The sequence below is a fragment of the Micromonospora pisi genome (assembly GCF_003633685.1).
GTDB lineage: Bacteria > Actinomycetota > Actinomycetes > Mycobacteriales > Micromonosporaceae > Micromonospora_G > Micromonospora_G pisi.
The window spans coordinates 6316258-6334702 of record NZ_RBKT01000001.1; the positions used below are offsets into that span (position 1 = coordinate 6316258).

The 18445-nt window shown below is 70.4% G+C and carries 6 protein-coding genes and 1 pseudogene; 4 read left to right on the forward strand and 3 right to left on the reverse strand.

Annotated elements, in window-relative coordinates:
• Positions 1–122: 122 nt before the first annotated feature.
• The 3 genes and pseudogenes from BDK92_RS27165 to purF all read right to left on the reverse strand — a co-directional run bounded on the left by BDK92_RS27165 (position 123) and on the right by purF (position 3201).
• Positions 123–1127 carry a nucleoside-diphosphate kinase gene (locus BDK92_RS27165; protein ID WP_147457127.1) on the reverse strand — a complete coding sequence of 335 codons (1005 nt, stop codon included), beginning with the start codon at positions 1125–1127 and terminating at the stop codon, positions 123–125.
• A 274-nt stretch (positions 1128–1401) separates the two neighbouring features.
• Positions 1402–1732, reverse strand: a pseudogene (locus tag BDK92_RS41255) (transposase); the annotation flags it as partial.
• Positions 1705–3201 (reverse strand): amidophosphoribosyltransferase, encoded by a 1497-nt coding sequence (gene purF, locus BDK92_RS27175; protein WP_246017267.1) that lies wholly within the window; start codon positions 3199–3201, stop codon positions 1705–1707. The gene purF and the pseudogene BDK92_RS41255, both read right to left, overlap by 28 nt.
• 19 nt (positions 3202–3220) lie before the next feature.
• On the opposite strand from purF, the gene BDK92_RS39760 reads away from it, so the two are divergent.
• The 4 genes from BDK92_RS39760 (at position 3221) to BDK92_RS27190 (ending at position 18444) form a co-directional block, all read left to right on the forward strand.
• The gene (locus BDK92_RS39760) at positions 3221–3358 is read left to right on the forward strand and encodes a hypothetical protein (protein ID WP_211349382.1); all 138 of its coding nucleotides are present in this window, start codon (positions 3221–3223) and stop codon (positions 3356–3358) included.
• Between the two features lie 471 nt (positions 3359–3829).
• A complete protein-coding gene (locus tag BDK92_RS27180) occupies positions 3830–4609 on the forward strand; it encodes a thioesterase II family protein (RefSeq protein ID WP_170208694.1) in 780 nt (259 codons plus the stop codon).
• 156 nt (positions 4610–4765) lie between these two features.
• Positions 4766–17374 carry a non-ribosomal peptide synthetase/type I polyketide synthase gene (locus BDK92_RS27185; RefSeq protein WP_121159246.1) on the forward strand — a complete coding sequence of 4203 codons (12609 nt, stop codon included), beginning with the start codon at positions 4766–4768 and terminating at the stop codon, positions 17372–17374.
• Positions 17371–18444, forward strand: coding sequence for an oxidoreductase family protein (locus BDK92_RS27190; RefSeq protein WP_121159247.1), 1074 nt, complete (start codon positions 17371–17373; stop codon positions 18442–18444). The genes BDK92_RS27185 and BDK92_RS27190 overlap by 4 nt, the downstream gene beginning before the upstream one ends.
• Position 18445 lies beyond the last annotated feature (1 nt).

Consider the following 18445-nt stretch of genomic DNA (forward strand, 5'->3'; position numbering starts at 1 on the left):
ACCCGCGAGGTGGCCGGCGTGACGGCCTTTCGCGGAAGGTCGGTGGCGGCGGGCAGAATCTGTCGCTTCCCATACATCCGGGTGGGGGTGCCGTAGCGGCGAGATCGCCGTGACACGAACCGCTACGGCGCCAGCAACTGGCCCTCGCCGGCCACCCAGCCGACGCCGCCGTCGAAGTGGAGCGTCCGGTCCACCCCGGTGAGGTCGTACTCCACGTACTCGCTGGCCACGAGAAGCGCGTCCCAGCTCGTCGGTTCCACACCGATGGCTGACAGGTCGGCGCTGAACTGCGACCACGGAAGGAACCGCTCGCGCCGCTGCCAGGCTGGCAGACTGTCCCTCAGCCGGGCGGCCGCCGTGGCCACTGCCCGGTCGCGACTATCCACGGGGATACGGGCGAGCAGCCGCTCCATTGCGTGTCCGACGTCGATGTCGTGGCGTGGCGCGCGTCGGTACAAGGCGCTGACCTGTTCCTCGATGTAAGGCTGCACACCTCGGTCCACGACGTCGGCGATGGCGATGTACAGCTCCAGGAGCCGATCCGGCACCATGATCGCGGTTTCCCGCAGCAGGTCGATCGGCTCGTCCGAGCAGTGCACCGCGCAGACGATGCGATTCGTCGCGCCCAGTGTTGTTCGCAAACTGTCCGCACTACGCCGCGCAGGATTGGAAGGGCCCTTCAGCTGGGTCAGTCGCACACTCGCCGGTCGCACACCGTCCGGGGCGTGGTCGGCGAGGACCACGAGCAGGGATTCTGCCTTCGCGCAATACAGGTCACACAGCTCACGACTGTCAGGCGTGGCCATGTCGAACTGGTAGCGCCAGATCTCGCCGGTCATCTCCGGCGACATGAGGAACGGGGTGGCCGATATCGGCACGAAACCGTGGTCGCGGACGAAATCGAGGCACATGCCGACCCTCCGTTCGGCGATCACGTCCGCTTGGATCACCAGTAGCGCCATCCGTTGCAGCTTCGCCTCGAAGGCTGGGCCAAGCGCCCGAGCTGCCGCGTCGACGCCCATAGCCAGGTAGGGTTCCTGCTGGTAGAGCCGCAGCTTCTCCGCATCGGCGGTCAATGCCCGCCACATCTCCAGCACTCGGGCCGCTGAACCGGCGGAGTGGGTCACGTGGAACTCCTCGCGTGTCTTGCGGACTCCAGCACAGGGACGAGGTCGAGCCCCGCTCGCGGCACGCGAAGGCGTGAGCCTGACACATCAGTGGATCCCGGCTGCGGCAGGAACGACGCCACAGTGGGACCGCCCAACACCTCGTACCTCGCTCGACGTCGTCTTCTCGAATATTTGGGCTGCGCTGGTACACGATGTCAGGTCCGTTGCGCGGCTGCCTCCAGCGGCGGTGCCGGTACCGTGGAAGCGGCCTCGCTGACGGTGTTTCCGGCGGTCATGGTTGGTAGGTTTCAGAGGCCGGAAAGCGGTCGCTGAAGGTGATGACGAAGGCATCCAACGCGGATTTCCAGCGCATCGTTCATCGGGTCCTGGCTGCGCCGCTGGGGGTCCAGGAACCAGGTACAGACACTTCAACGCGACCCGCCTGGTTGGGGCAGTGGGCACGCGCCTTCACATCCCGCCGGTAGCGGGCGTTGAGGGACCCGATCGCGTTGGTCGAGCAGATGACCTCGGGTATCTCCAGGTCGTAGTCGAGCAACGGGATGGACCCGGGCCCAGGCGTTGTCCCACAACCAGATCACCGCCGGATAGCGGTCGCCCCACTTGTCGGCAGCCCTGACGGGTCGGCCCCCAGATCAGTAGCGGCGAGGAGTTCCGAGGGCAGCTCAATCGGATACCTGCCGGTAAGGCATGCATCGCAAAAACCCTTGCGGGGCGGAGCCATGGAACCGCGGAGCCCGTCCAAGCTGAGGTACGACAGAGAATCAGCGCCCAGGTATTCGCGAATGTCGTCCACCGAGAGATTTGCGGCAATCAGCTTCGACCGGTCAGCGGTGTCCATGCCGAAAAAGCAGGGCCAACGGTACGGCGGGGACAGGATCCGCAGGTGCACCTCGGCCGCACCGGCCTTGCGTACCATCCGGACCGTCTCGCGGAGCGTGGTCGCACGCACGATGGAATCGTCGATAACGACGAGCCGTTTGCCTTCCACCACGCGCTTGATCGGGTTCAGCTTGATCCGGACGGCGGCCTCGCGCAACTCCTGGCTGGGGGCGATGAAAGTACGCCCGATGTAACGGTTCTTGACGAATCCGTCCCCGTAAGGAATGCCCGACTGCCGGGCGTACCCCTGGGCGCCCGGAATGCTGGAATCCGGAATGGGAACCACCAGGTCGGCGTCCGCCGGAGCCTCCCGGGCGAGCTGCTCGCCCATCCGCTGGCGGGCGAGTTGGATGCTCTCGCCCCTCAGTTCGCCGTCAGGACGCGCGAAGTAGACAAACTCAAAAATGCAGAGGCGAGGGTCGATTCGCTCGTCCGCGAAGGGCCACTCCGAGTAGACGCCGTCGCCATCGATGAAAATCACCTCGCCCGGCGCCACCTCACGGACGACTGTTGCGCCGATGACGTCGAGGGCCGGGGTCTCCGAGGCGAGGACCCATCCGTCGTCGAGCCGACCGAGGAACAGCGGCCGGAAGCCGTTCGGATCCCGTACCCCGATGAGTCGGTCGCCGGCGAGCATCACGAACGAGAAGGCGCCGCGCAACTGGGGCAAGGTCGTCAGCAGCGCCTTCTCGAAGGCATGGGGGTCGGAGTCGGTCGCGACGTGCGCCGCGAGCTCCCGCGCGAGAAGCTCGGCGACCACGTCGCTGTCACTACCCACGTCCTCCGCCGTCATGTTGGTGAGTTCGAGCAGCTCCCTCGTGTTGATGAGGTTGCCGTTGTGCGCCAGCGCGAACTGCGTCAGCCGGCTGCCTCGGAAGACCGGCTGGGCGTTCCGCCAGGTGCTGGATCCGGTCGTCGAATAGCGCGTGTGTCCAATCGCCACATGCCCGGTCAGGGCCGCCAGGCGGTGCTCGTTGAAGATGGCCGGGACGAGACCCATGCCCTTGTCCACGCACATCTGAACACCGTCGGTGACGGCGATGCCCGCCGATTCCTGCCCGCGGTGCTGCAGTGCGTACAGCGCCAGGTAGGTCAAGTGCGACGTGGGGAGACCCGGCCCCCAGATACCGAATACGCCGCAAGCTTCGCCAATGGAGTCGGTCTCATCGGCTTCGGGGAGGGAGGACGCCACGGCATGACTATACCCTGGGGTGCCCGTCGACCTGCCGAAGGCGGCGCGGACGGCCCTCGTACGGCGCGGTCGCCCGGGCGTCGTCCAGGCACCCCGCCGGACCGCCGCGAGCGTCTCGGCGACACCGGGCGCGGCACCGGCACCGGCGTTCGAGTAGCCGGGACGGTGCGTCACGGAGCGAATTCGGGTCCGATATCGACCGTCCCACCAGGAGAGACGCGATCTTGGTGCCTGGCGGCGGCGGAGGGCGGTCACGAGGAGGTCCCGCCCGACGTACCCGAGGCCGTCCACCGCATGGTGAACGCCTTGTTTTTCTGCCCGCAGGTCGGCGCCCGACCGTGTCGGACCCCTCCGGGGCACCGCGGCGGGTGTGCGCCAGCGTCAGCCGCGCCGATGTCAACTGCCTCGGGTCCGAAGGTTCCGGCATGGATCTCCAGGCTCCGCTCGCCGGAAGGTGGACCGGAGCCGCCGCCCACCGATCTTCGCGCGCCGGACTGGACGGGTTCGGACCTCAGCCGCATCGATCTGGCGCGGGACTCCCGCGTCGACGGATGTGACTGTGTGGAATGCAACAGCGGCACGGCGCGGTCTTGTGCCGGCATCCCGGCGGTTGATACCTGTATGCACTGTGGACATCCGCAGCCTGCCGTGGGAATCCGCCGACGCGCGGCGCGATGGGCCGGAGCGGGCGGCAGTCTTGTCCCTGTTCTGCCTGCCCCACGCGGGCGGGTCCGGGGCGACCTACGGGGGCTGGCGCGGGTTGTTGGGTCCGCGCTTCCAGCCGGTGGCCGTTGAGTTCCCGGGCCGGGGACGGCGGATGCGTGAAGCGCCGTACACGTCGGCGGCCGACCTGGTCGAGTGGCTGCTCGCTGAGCACCTGGAGCAGATGCGGGCTGGACCGTTCGCGGTCTTCGGACACAGCATGGGCGGACTGCTCGCCTTCCAGCTGACCTACGAGCTCGTCCGTCGTGGTCTGCCCCGGCCCCGCCGGTTGTTCATCTCGGCCGCCCTGCCGCCGACGTGCCTGCGTCGGGGATCGCTGTACACGCTCCCCGACGACCAGCTCGTGCGGGCCCTGCACCGGCTCAACGGCACCTCGGCCGAGGTGCTCGCGCACCCTGAGCTGATCGACCTCATGCTTCCGGTGGTCCGGGCCGACCTGCGCATCGCGGAGACCTGGTGCTTCCGGCCGACGGTGGCGCTGGACGTTCCGGTCTCGCTCCTGGGCGGTCGCTGGGATCCGCTCGTGCCGCCGGACACGTTGGACAACTGGCGCATCCACCTGAGCGGCGAGGTGGTCGCCCGGATCTACCCCGGCGACCACTTCTACTTCCGCCCCGACGCCGCGCCGCTGCTGACGGACCTGCGGGAGGACCTGCGGAAGGGCCTGCCCGGAGCCCCACCGTGACGCGCTGAAGCTGCCCACGCCTGCCCGGTGCGACCGCAGATTCACCGGTCTCGAGCGGCGGCGGCCGTAACGAACGGGGCCGACGCCATGGCTTTCGGCGGTATACCTTTCCACGGCTGACAGTCGACTTCGGAGTGAAAGAAGGCCGCACGCCAGATGCGCGACCACGAGCAGATCCCGGCGTCCTTCGAGCAGGAGCGTGCCTACGTCGTCGATCGGCTGACCCGAGGCACCACCGTGGCCGTGCATCGCGCGTGGACACTGTCCGCCGCGCCCACTGTGGAACGACTGCGCGCCGCGCTCGACCGGCTGACGGCGCGGCACGAGATCCTGCGTACCAGCGTTTCCCACTCCGCGGGCGGACTCGTTCAGGTGGTCCACGCGGCAGCCGAACCGGACTTCACCGTCGTCGACCAATCTCTGTCGGACGCCGCGGACAACCAGCCGCCGACGCAGCTTGCCATGTCCTTCGTCGCCCGGCCGTTCCGCCTCGACACCGCGCCGCTGTGGCGGACGCTCCTGGTCCGGACCGGCGCAGACCAGCACGTCCTCGTAGTGTGCGCGCATCCCACCGTGGCCGACGCCGAGACGCTCACCCTCATCCTCGGTGAGCTACTCGACCTCTGCCAGGGCCCGCCCGGGGAGGGCGCGGCCGCCGAGCTCCCCGGCCAGTACCGGGAGTACGTCGCATGGCAGGGCTCGCTCGACGACGCTTCGCTGGCCCGGCAGGAGGCGTACTGGCTGGACGTCCTGCGGGGCGAACCGCAGGCGGCCGAGTTGCCGATCTTTCGGTCCCGGCCACCGGTTCCGGCCGGTCGCGGTGCACTGCACCGGCGTCCGCTGCCGGCCGACGTCGTCGCGCGGGCGGAGCGCCTCGCAGAGCGCACGGGGTGTTCTCTGCCCACGGTACTGGCAGCGGGTTTCGCGGCGCTGCTGTACCGGTACGGCGCCACCACCGAGGTGACCTTCGGCTATGTCCTACGGGGCCGGCGACGAGATTTCGCCTCGGCCCTGCTGGGGCCGGTCGGCAATCTGGCACCGATACGGCTGGCGGTGACCACACAGTCCTCCTTCGAGGACGTGCTGCGCCTCACCGCGGGTCGCCTGGCCCTGGCCGAGGCGAACCAGGACCACCCGTTCCAGCGACTGGGGCGTGGCCGGTCCGGTGGGTCCGCCACCGCGCCGATGTTCCAGCTCCTCTTCGAGTCCGAGCTGGACCTCACACCGGCGCACGAGTTCTCCCGGCCTGGCGACCTGGACGTGGACGACTTCGACGTGCCGCCAGCGTACGTCGGTTACGACGTCCACCTGACCGTTCGCCGTCTGGCTTCCGGCCCGGCACTGGACTGGGTCTTCGACACCGAGCTCTTCGGGTCCGAGCTGATCGACCAGGTGCTGGCACACTTCGTCCAACTGCTGTCGGCCGCGCTGACGGATCCGGCCGCACCGGTCGCCGAGCTTGCCTTCCTGTCGGCCGCCGACCGGGCTGCGATCACGAGCAACTGGAACGTGGCCCGCACGCCGTATCGCAGGTGCGCCGTGCACCGGCTCATCGAGGAGCAGGTCACCCGTACCCCGGCGGCCACCGCCGTCGAGTTCGCCGGCCAGCGACTCAGCTACACCGAGCTCAACCGGCGCGCGAACCAGCTTGCCCGGCACCTGACCGCGCTCGGCGCCGAGGAAGGGGAGATGGTCGGCCTGTGCATGGACAGGTCGGCGGACCTGGTGGTCGCGGTCGTCGCCATCATGAAGGCCGGCTGCGTCGTGGTGCCGCTGGACGCCGCGTACCCGCAGGACCGCCTCCGATTCCTGCTCGAGGACGCGCGCGTCCGTACCGTGGTGACAACGGAGGCGCTGCTGGCCCGGATCCCCGCCATGGTTGAGCGGTTCGGCGACCGGGCCCAGGTTCGCACGGACCAGGATCGGGCCGCTATCGCGGAGCACGCGGCGACAAACCTGGAGGATGCCCCGGCGGCCGACGCCGCCGCCTACTGCATCTACACCTCCGGTTCGACGGGGCGGCCGAAGGGTGCCGTGGTGGAGCACGGGGCACTGGCCAACCTCGTCGCCTGGCACGCCGACACCTGGTTGACCGGTGTCGGCACGCGCACACTGCTCTACTCGCCGATCAGCTTCGACGTGTCGTTCCACGAGATCCTCGCCGGACTGTGCACGGGTGCCACGCTGGTCCAGGTCGACGAGGGCACCAGAGCCAACCCGATGGCACTGCTGGAGTTCGTCCGGCGGGAGCGCGTCGAGAAGTGGTACATGCCCTTCGTCACCTTGCAGCAGATCGCGCAGGCTGCGCAGACGGGCGGCGTGCCGACCGTTCTGAAGGAGCTGATCGTCGGCGGCGAGGTCCTCCGGATCACCGCCGAGATCCGCGATTTCGCCCGCCGGACCGGCTGCGTAATCCGCAACCACTACGGCTCGACCGAGTGCATCGACGTCGCGACACACACCCTGTCCGGGGACCCCGACGGATGGCCGTCGGTGGTTCCGATCGGACGGGCGAACGTACACAACATGAACCTGTACATCCTCGACGGGGCGCGACAGTTGCTGCCCGTCGGGGTGGTGGGCGAAATCTACGCCGAGGGCGACCTTCTCGCCCGTCACTACCACGGTCGACCGGACCTGACGCGAGAACGGTTTCTGCCGAGCCCCTTCGGCGTGCAGGGCGACCGCCTGTACCGGATGGGCGACCTCGGCCGGTACCTGCCCGACGGCACGATCGAGTGCCTCGGCAGAGCTGACAACCAGGTCAAGATCCGGGGCTTCCGGGTGGAGCCGAGCGAGGTCGAAGCTGTCCTGGCCGGTCATCCAGCGGTTGCCGAGTGCGTGGTCGCCGCCAAGGTCTTCAGCCAGGGAAGCGCCCGGCTGACCGCCTACGTGGTCCCGGAGCGGGGGCACGACCCGTCCGGTCTGCCGGATCGGCTGCGCGCGGGCCTGGCCGACCAACTCCCCGACTACATGGTGCCGACGGCCGTCGTCGTACTCGACGCGCTGCCGCTCACGCCCAGTGGCAAGGTCGACGTACGAGGGCTCCCGGACCCGCGTACCGAGACCCGCAGCGCGGCTCCCGAGGCCGCCCGGCTCGAGCGGACGATCTCCCAGATCTGGGCCGAACTGCTGGAACTGCCCACGGTCGACTTACAAAGGACCTTCTTCGAACTCGGCGGAGACTCCGTCCTGCTGGTTCGGGCGCACCAGCGGCTTGCCGAGGAATTCGGCCGACCGCTGCCGGTGGACGCCCTCTTCAGGTACCCGACCGTGGCCGCGCTGGCCGGTTTCCTCGATACCGCTTCCGCCGGCCGTGAGACCACCGCCGAGTCGCCCCCGGTCGCCCCCTCCCATGCCACTGATCGGGACCTCGCCATCATCGGCATGGCCTGTCGGGTACCCGGCGCCGACACCGTCGAGCAGTTCTGGACGAACCTGCGCGACGGGGTGGAGTCCGTCACCACCCTGTCGCCCGGGGAGGTCTTCGCCCTCCAACCGGACCAGACTCGAGACCCGCGCTTTGTCCCGGCGGCGGCCATGATCCCCGATGTCGACCTGTTCGACGCCGACTTCTTCGGCTACAGCCCGGCCGAGGCGGCGGTCATCGACCCGCAACAGCGGCTCTTCCTGGAATACGCCTGGGCGGCCGTCGAAGACGCCGGGATCGACCCAGCGGCCAGCCGGGCCGGCGTGTTCGCGGGCGCCAGCATGAACACCTACCTGATCAACAACGTCCTGCCGGCCACGCTCGGCTCCCGGACGTTCCTCAGCCACCGCCACTTCGACCAGGCGACCGAGCTGCGTATCGAGCAGGGCAACGCCCGCGACCACCTGCCCACCCGGGTGTCGTTCAAGCTCAACCTGCGCGGCCCGAGCGTCAACGTGCAGTCGACCTGCTCCACGTCGCTGGTCGCGGTGCACATGGCCGGTCAGGCGTTGTTGAACGGGGAGTGCGACGTCGCCATCGCCGGCGGTGTCTCCGTCATCATCCCGCAGAACACGGGCTACCTGTGGCAGGACGGCATGATGCTCGCCCCCGACGGCCACTGCCGGGCCTTCGACGCCGACGCCGGCGGCACCGTGTTCGGCAACGGGCTGGGGGTGGTGGTGCTCAAACGCCTCTCCGCGGCGCTCGCCGACGGGGACCACGTCTACGCCGTCATCAAGGGCTCGGCGGTCAACAACGACGGCGCGCTCAAGATGGACTACTCGGGACCGAGCGTGGAGTCCCAGGCGGACGTCGTCGCCCGCGCCCACGCCAGCGCAGGTATCCGCGCCGACGAGATCTCCTACGTGGAGGCGCACGGTACCGGCACGAAGCTCGGCGACCCGGTCGAGATCGCCGGTCTGACGGAGGCGTTCGCCCGCAGCGCGAGCCGCGGCGACACGTACTGCGCGATCGGCTCGGTCAAGACGAACATCGGTCACCTCGATGAGGCGGCCGGGGTGATCGGACTCATCAAGACGGCGCTGAGTCTGTACCATCGCGAACTCCCACCGAGCCTGCACTTCCGGTCACCGAATCCGCTCGCCCGACTGGAGCAGAGCCCGTTCTTCGTCAACACCCGGCTGCGGGAGTGGACCAGCCCACCGGGCCGGCCGCGCCGGGCCGGTGTCAGCTCCTTCGGCATGGGCGGCACGAACTGTCACGTGGTGCTCGAGGAACCGCCCGCGCCTTCCCCCGCCCCGTCCCACCCCGGCCGGTCGGCTCACGTCCTGCCGCTGTCCGCCCGTTCGACCGAGGCGCTGCGCGGCAACGTGCAACGCTACCTCCAGCACCTGAACGGGCAGGACGACGCGGCATTTCCCGACATCTGCTTCTCCGCCGCGACCGGCCGGCGGCACTTCGACACCCGCATCGCCGTCCTGGCCTCGGACGCGACGGACGCGCGCGCCCAGTTGGCCGCCGTGCTGGCCGCCCCGGATCTGGCCACGCTGGCGTCGCACGTCGGGGGCCGGCGGCCCACGGTGGCGTTTCTCTTCACGGGCCAGGGCTCCCAGTACGCCGGGATGGGCAGATCCCTCTATCAGAGCCAACCGGTGTTCCGCGCGGCAATCGACCGCTGCGACGAGGTGCTACGGCCGCTCACCGGCTGGTCCCTGGTCGAGGTCCTGTACGGCTCCGACCCGGACGGTTCCATCGACTCCACCGCAACGGCGCAGCCGGCGCTGTTCGCCCTCGGCTACGCGCTGCACGAGCTGTGGGTGTCCTGGGGCGTCCGACCCGACCTGCTGGTCGGCCACAGCCTTGGCGAGTACGTCGCCGCCTGCGTCGCCGGCGTGTTCAGCCTGGAGGACGGACTGAGGCTGGTCGCGGCCCGGGGCCGGCTGATGCAAGAGCTGCCCGGGGTGGGCGGCATGGTTCAGGTCGACGCGGACCGGGCGACGGTGGCGCCGTATCTGACGGGCCACGAGGAGGCGGTCACGGTCGCGTCCGTCAACTCGCCGGAATCCACGGTGATCTCGGGTCGGCTGGACGTCCTCGCGGTGATCCGCCGGGAGCTGACCGCCGCCGGGGTCGGGACGGTCTCCCTCAACGTCTCGCACGCCTTCCACTCCCCGCTGATGCGTCCGATGCTCGACGCCTTCCGAACGGTGGCCGAGTCGGTCCGCTACTCGGCGCCGACCGTCGACATCGTTTCGAACGTGACCGGGGAACCGGTCGGCCCGGGCGAGTTGGAATCCGCCGGCTACTGGGTCCGGCACGTCGTCGATCCGGTCCGGTTCGACCGCGCGATGCAGGTCGCTGACCAGCGCGGTGTCGGCGTCTTCGTTGAGCTCGGTGCCAAGCCGACGCTCAGCAACCTGGCCCGGCGGCAGGTGACCGGACCGGACGTCCATTGGCTGCCCAGCCTCACTCCCCGCGACCCGGACGCGGCGCTCGCCAGCATCCGCCAGCTCTATCTCGCCGGTGTGCCGGTGGACTGGTCCGGCTTTGACGCGCCGTTCCGGCGCCGCCGGGTGCCAGTGCCCACGTACGCCTTCCAGCGCCGGCGTCACTGGATCAAGCCCCGTCCGGCACAGCCGCCGGACGGGTCCGGACCCGTGTCGGTCGGGTCGGCACCGGTCGCGCTCGCGCCGGTCGCCGTCGCCGCGCCACCGGCCGGCGTCGACGTCGGCGACACGGTGTCCCGGCTCGACGTTGTCTGGGAGCCGGTAGCGGTCGGCACCGCCTCCCCGGCGGCGCGCCGTTACTTCGTGGTCGGCGACGAATCCGACCTCGCGAACGCGCTCGCCGGCCAGCTCCGCGCGCACGGCCACCGCTGCGTCGAGGTGGTCGGGGCCGACATGTCCGGTACGGTGTCCGCGCTCGACGGCGACCGACGCCTGTCCCGGGCGTTCGCCGAGCTCGCCGCCGGCGCCGCCGAGTTGCACGTGGTGTTCGTGCCGGCCCTTTCCCCGGACATCGCGGTGCCCGAGGCCCAGGCACGGCTGCTGACCCGGGCCCGGAACCTGCTGGAACTGGCGGCGGGTTCCACAGCCACGAGGAGCCTGTGGTTCGTCACCGGCCGGAGCCGCCCCGATGGGCCGACGACCGAGGCCGAGCTGGGGCACTCCGGTCTGGCGGCCCTGGCGAGGACCGTCAACGCGGAGCACCCGGAACTCGTCTGCGTCGCGTTGACCGTTCCTGCCCTGTCCGCCGGCAACGACCTGGAACTGGCCGCGGCCCTGCTACAGCGGGACGGCCTCGACGGCGAGGAGGAGTTGGCGGTCCACGGCGGCCAGGTGCACGCCGCACGCCTCACCGCCACGTCGGCGAACCCGGCGCAGGTCCGGTCGGTGCTGCCCATCCGCGCGGACGGCACGTACCTGATCACCGGTGGCACCAGCGGAATCGGGCTGCGGCTCGCGGTGGCCGTCGCGCGCCACGGTCCCGGAAGGCTGGTTCTGCTCAGCCGGCGCGGTGAGCCGGCACCCGGCGAGGAGGCCACCTGGGCCGCGCTGCGCGCGACCGGCATCCAGGTCGAGATGGTACGCGCCGACGTCGGCGACGGGCCGCGGATGCGCGAGGTGCTTGCCGGGTGCGGACCCGACCTGCGGGGCGTATTCCACTGCGCGGGTGTCCTGGACGACGCCATCCTGCTGCGCCAGGACCCAGAGCAGGCGGCCCGCGTGCTCCGGCCGAAGGTGAACGGTGCCTGGCTGCTCCACGAGCACACCCGGGACCGGGAACTCGACTTCTTCGTCCTGTTCTCCTCCCTGGCCTCGGTGCTCGGCTACCAGGGCCAGGGCAGCTACGCCTTCGCGAACGCCTTTCTCGACTCCCTGGCCCGGTACCGGCGGCAGCACGGCCTTCCGGCGCTCAGCGTGAGTTGGGCGAGCTGGGCCGGCGCCGGCATGACCGCCCGGCTCGCCGAGGCCCACCGGGCACGGCTGCGCGACAAGGGCGAGAGCCCACTCCTGCCTGGAGCCGCCATCGCCGCGCTGGCCTCCCTCATGGCCGACGACGCGACGCACGCCGCTGTGGCGTCTATGGACTGGGACCGCTTCGCCGCCTCCGCTCCGCGTACCCCGTCGATGGTCAGGGCCCTGGTGCGCGCGACGGTCCCGACGGCCCCGACCGGTGCGACGTTCGCCGCCCGGCTGCGCCAGGTGCCGCCCGATGCGTCCCGGGAGACCCTGCGGAACACGGTGACCGCCGCCGTCCGGGCGATCCTGGGTGGTGACACCGGCGAGATCGACCCCACCCGGGGCTTCACCGACCTGGGTGTGGACTCCCTCGGAGCGCTGGACCTGACCAGCAGGCTGAAGACGGACCTCGGGGTCGCCCTGCCGGCGACCCTGGCATTCGAGCACCCGTGCCTGGACGACCTGGTTACGCACCTCGAATCGCGGTACTTCGCCGAGGAGATCCGGGCCGAGTCGGTTACACCGGCCGTCGCCGGTAGGACCGCAGCCGAGCCGGAACCGCATGCGGAGGTCGCGCGGCCGGCGGGCGCGGTCGCGCTCATCGGTATGTCCTGCCGCTTCCCCGGCGCCGCCTCACCCGACGAGTTCTGGGACCTCCTGGTCCAGGGGCGGGACGCGGTGCGTGAGATCCCCGCCGAGCGCTGGGACGTCGATCAGGTCTACGACGCCTCCCCCGAGACACCGGGGACGATGTACGTCCGACGGGCGGCCTTCATCGACGACCCGGCGGCCTTCGACCCCGCGTTCTTCGGTATCTCGCCGCGTGAGGCGGCGAGCATGGACCCGCGCCACCGGCTGCTCCTCGAGGCGGCCTGGAGCGCGGTCGAGGCGGCCGGGATCGACCCGGGCTCGCTGCGTGGCAGCGACACCGCCGTATACCTCGGCTGTGACGAGTTCACCAACGACTACCTCCAGCATGCGGCGTCCCACCTCGACTCCGACCCGTACGTCGCGACCGGCACGACGTTGAGCTTCACGGCGGGGCGCCTGTCGTACAAGCTGGGCCTGCACGGACCGAGCATGGTGATCGCCACCGCCTGTTCCTCCTCACTGGTGGCGATGCACTCGGCGGTGCGGGCGATCCGCCAGGGCGAGTGCGGCATGGCCATCGTCGCGGGCGCCAAGCTCATGCTCGGACCCCAGGAGACGATCCAGCTGTGCCGGCTGCAGGCGCTGGCTCCCGACGGCCGGTCGAAGGCGTTCGCCGCGGACGCGGACGGCTTCGGCCGTGGCGAAGGCTGTGCCGCGGTGATCCTCAAGTCCCTGGACCGGGCGGTGGCGGACGGCGACCCTGTCCTGGCTGTGGTGCGCGGCACCGCGGTCAACCACGACGGACCGAGTTCCGGTCTCACGGTGCCGAGCGGTCCGGCCCAGACACGTCTGGTCAATCGGGCGTTGGCCGACGGCGGGCTGGACCCGGCGGACGTGACCTACCTCGAAGCACACGGGACGGGCACCCCGCTCGGCGACCCGATCGAGCTGCGCGCGTTGGGCGAGGTGTTCGCTCAGCGCCGGCAGCCTCTGCTGGTCGGTTCGGTCAAGGCGAACATCGGCCACCTCGAGGAGGCGGCCGGCCTGGCCGGCGTCATCAAGGTGGTGCTCGCGCTGCGCCACGGCGTGATCCCGCCGCAGATCCACTGTGCGACGCCGACCGACAAGGTGGACTGGGCGAGCCTGCCGGTGACGGTCCCGAGAACCGCGATGGACTGGCCGACGGGGGCGCCCCGGATCGCCGGCGTCAGCTCGTTCGGAATGAGCGGAACCAACGCGCACGTACTGCTGGAGGCGTTTCCGTCGTCGGCCGGGCGACCGGCCGTTCCGAGCGGGCCGCTCGTCTTCCCGTTCTCTGCCCGCGACCGGGCCGACCTGGTCGCCACCGTCCGGGCGTTCGTCGACGTGCTGGCCGCGCCGCACGACGCGGCGGAGGTCGCCTACACCCTGCAGGTCGGACGCAAGGCTCATCGCTGCCGGTTGGTCGTGGTCGCGGCGGACACCGCGGCGCTGCGGGCCCGGCTGGAGGGCTTCCTCCGCGGCACCCCCTCAGACGCGGACACCGTGTCCGGCGAGGCGGGTCGGACCAACGGCACCCAGCCGGCCGACACCGTCCGGCGGCTGATCGCTGACGGCGACCTGCACGGCCTCGCCAGGTTGTGGTGCGACGGGCACCGGGTCGACTGGCATCGCCTCTACGTCGGCGACGTCCCGCGCCGGATCGCGCTGCCGACGTACCCGTTCAAGCGTGAGCGGATCTGGATAGGTGAGGAAAGGACCCCCCTGGTGCCCTCTCAACGGACCGTCGACCAGACGCCCGACCGCGCCGACCTGGCGCGGGAGGTGGCCGCCGATCCGCCGGACGGGCTGTTCGACACGCTGCGGGCGCACGTCGCCGACCTGCTCGGCATGGCGCCGACGGCGCTGCCCGCGACGGCGTTCTTCGACAATCTCGGGGTCGACTCGCTGGTCTACATGCGGGTGAGCCATCTCGTCCGGGACCGCTTCGGGGTGGTGATCTCCTTCCAGCAATTGACCGAGGAGGCGAACAGCCTGCAGGAGCTGGTCGACCTGGTCTCCTCCCAGCTGACCCGGCGGCCGGCCGCACCGGCATCGGCGCAGCCCGGGCCGCGCGAGATCGACCCGGCACGGGCCGCCGCACCGACGCCCGCTACGCCGGCCGACGCCGCATCGGGGGTGCCGGCGTCGCGGCCGGAGCCGCAGTTCGGGTCAAGGCCCAGCGCGCCGCAGCGGGGACAGCAGCCGACCGAGCAGCTGACCGACCGGCAGGCCCGGTTCGTGGCTGAGTTCGTTGCGGCGTACGCGACGCGTACCAGCGGATCGAAGGCCGCCGCCGAGCAGGACAGACCGGTGCTGGCCAACTGCCGGATGCCACCGTTTCAGGCGCTACTCAAGGAGGTCTCCTACCCGATCGTCGTGGAGAGGTCGGCCGGCGCCCGGTTCTGGGACGTCGACGGCAACGAGTACGTCGACATCTCGATGGGCTACGGGGTTCACCTGTTCGGCCACTCGCCCTCCTTCGTGCTGGACGCACTCCGGGACCAGCTGGACAAGGGCCTGCACATCGGTCCGCAGGCCGTCTCCGCCGGGTCGGTGGCGGGACTGCTCTGTGAGCTGACCGGCATGTCCCGAGCGGCGTTCTGCAACTCGGGGACGGAGGCGGTGATGGCCGCACTGCGGTTCGCGCGCGCGGCGACGGGGCGTACCCGTTTTGTGATGTTCGAAGGCTCCTATCACGGCTGGTCCGACAACACGCTGGCCCTGCCCGCGGGCACGCGCAGCGCGGTCCCGATGGCGCGAGGCATCGGCGCCGGCGCGATGGACGACGTGGTGGTGTTGGAGTACGGGACCGAGGAGAGCCTGGAGATGATCCGCGAGCTCGGTCCTGAACTCGCCGCGGTGCTGGTCGAACCCGTGCAGAGCCGGCGTCCGGACCTGCAGCCGGTGAACTTCCTCCGGGAGCTGCGGGAGGTGACCCGGGCTTCGGGCACGGCCCTGGTCTTCGACGAGGTGATCACCGGGTTCCGGGTCCACCCGGGCGGAGCGCAGGTGTGGTCGGGAGTGGACGCCGACATCGTCACCTACGGCAAGATCCTCGGGGGTGGCCTGCCGATCGGGGCCATCACCGGCCGGGCCGAGTTCATGGACACCGTCGACGGCGGATCGTGGCAGTACGGCGACGACTCCGCGCCGACGGTACCCACCACCTTCTTCGGCGGCACCTTCAACAAGAACCCGCTGTCGATGGCCGCCGCCCACTCCGTTCTGACCAGGGTCAAGGCGGAAGGGCCCGAGCTGCAGCACCGGCTCGCCGACAGCGTTGCCTGGCTGGCGGACGACTTCAACGCCTTCTGCCGTCAGCAGGGCTTCCCGCTGCGGATCGTGCACTTCTCGTCCCTGTTCCGCTTCATCGGCGAGGGCGAGTACAGCCTGCAGCGGTTCCCGATCGCCATCGACCTGTTCTTCCGTCTGCTCGCGCTCAAGGGGGTCTACGTCCTCGAGACCCGGGTCTGCTTCCTGTCCACGAGCCACACCCCCGACGACGTCCGGTTTGTTTCGGAGACGGCGAAGGAGTGCCTGATCGCGCTCCGGAACGCCAGCTTCTTCGCTGAGGCGACCGCTGCCGGGCTGGCGGACGCACAACCGGGGCGTCGCCTGGCCGACGACGCCCGGCTCGGTCCCACATTCACCGTGCCGTACTCCGGGCACCAGGCCGAGTCCGCCGACGTGCTGTTGACCGGCGCGACCGGATTCCTCGGCGCCTACCTGGCCAGGGACCTGCTGCGCAACACCTCGGCGCGGGTCCACTGCCTGGTGCGCGCCCGCGACGCCGAGCACGCCCGCCAGCGGGTCCTCGACAACCTGGCGGCGAACGGGTGTCTGGAGTCCGGAGCGACCGAGCGTGTCGTCGGTGTCCCGGCCGACCTCGCCCGGCCGCGGCTCGGGATCGACGATCGCACCTGGCGACGGCTCGCCGAGGAGATCGGGGCGATCTACCACAACGGGGCACAGGTGAACTCCCTGCTGCCCTACGACAGGTTGCGCGCCGCCAACGTCGCCGGTACCCGGGAGCTGCTGCGCCTGGCGACGCACGTGCACGCCAAGTCGTTCCACCACGTCTCGTCCGACGCCGTCTTCGACGCGTACGGCTACCACCGTTACGCCACGATCTATGAGGACGAGCCGCTGGCCCACGCCGCGAGCCTCTACGGAGGCGGCTACGCCGAAACCAAATGGGTGGCCGACAAACTCGTCGAGCACGCCCGGGCCGCCGGCCTGCACGCGTCCATCTACCGCCCAGGACCGATCATGGGTGCGTTGTCCGGAGGATGCGGTCAGCTCGGCGACTTCATCACGCGCTTCATCAAGGGCGTCATCCAGTTGGGCGCCTGCCCGGAACTGGAGGCGACGGTCGACTTCGTTCCGGTCGACGTCGTCTCGGAGCTGATCGTCACGCTCTCGCGCGACGACGTCCCCCGGACGTACCACCTGACCCACCCGAACCCCATCACCTACCGGGAGTTCGTCGACGCGATTCGCGACGCCGGATACCGCCTCGATGTGCTGCCCCTGCACGTGTGGGACGCGGAGTTGGCGAAGCTGCGTTACGAGGACGACAACGCCCTCTATCCGCTGCTGCCACTGTTCACCGAGTCGTCCGACCCGGTGTTCCGGCGGTCGAGGCTGGACACCCGAAACGTGTCGGCCCACCTCCTGCGGCATCCGCCGTTGCTGGAGTTGGTCCCCGCGTACCTTCAGCGGTTCGCCGCGGCCGGGTTCCTGCCGCCCCCGTCCGGGCAGGTGGCCGGACGGCGCACCGAGGCACGGCGCAGTTGGTGAACGCGACCCTGACCGTGGCCGACATCGACCACGAGTGGATCCGTCGGCGCCTCGGCTGGCCGCTCGGCGCCAGCGAGGCGATCACCGTTTGTGCTGTGTCGCAGTCGGGTGGCCTCATGGGCGGCGTGTACCGGGTGAGCTGCGCCGGCCGGTCCTTCGTCTTCAAGGAGCCACCGGACGGCGGCACCCAGTGGGGGAGGTTGGCGCTGGACACCGGCCTGGTCGCGCGGGAGGTGCAGCTCTATCGACTCCTACAGTCGCTACGACCGCCGGTACCCGGGATCACGCCCGCCTGTCACTGGTCGACGTTGAGTGCCGGCGGCCTGGGAGCCCTCGCGCTGGAGGATCTCGGCCCGTCAGCCCCGGTCGGTCCCGTGATGGCCGCTGGCCTGACCAGCCCCCAAGCCGATGCCGCCATGCGAAGCCTGGCCCGCGCCCACGCCATCCTCGCGGCACAGGGGGTGGACCGGCCCCCACCTCCGTACCGGTGGCTCTACGCTGCCTCATCGCCGGGGCTGATCGCGGCGGTCCGGATGGGCCTGGACGATCTGCCGCGGGTGGCGGCGGAGCGGTGGCCGGAGAACCCGATGCTGCGCCGCCTACGGCGGATCGTCGACATCGACGTCGAGTCGGTGCTCGCCGACGCCCATTCGGCGCACTGCCTGGCGCTGTGTCACGGCGACGCCTGGGCGGGCAACATCCTGTTCCGCCCTGGCGGGGGAGGCAGCCAGTCAGTCGAGGCGCTTCTGCTGGACTGGCAGTTCGCCATGTGGGGCAACCCTCTCTCCGACGTCGCGCTGCTGCTCATGTCGTCCCTGACGCCGGCCGCCCGACAGGCCTCGGAGGATGAGCTGCTGCGCCGCTACCACACGGCCCTGACCACCTACTGGCCGGTCGACTACACCTTGGACGCCTGTCGGGACGACCTGCACCGGGCGGAGCCGGCCGCCGCGCTGGTGGCGCTGGCGTCGCTCGAGGCGTACACCAGCGGGATGGGGAACCAGGAGCTGCCCCGCCTGGCGGCCAGGGTCCAGACATGGCTGGACCGGGTGGCCTCCGACCGTCGCTGAG

What these genes read in the sequence shown, in the direction of transcription:
- BDK92_RS27185 (WP_121159246.1), top strand. Translation starts at nt 4,766, where the DNA reads ATGCGCGACCACGAGCAGATCCCGGCGTCCTTCGAGCAGGAGCGTGCC.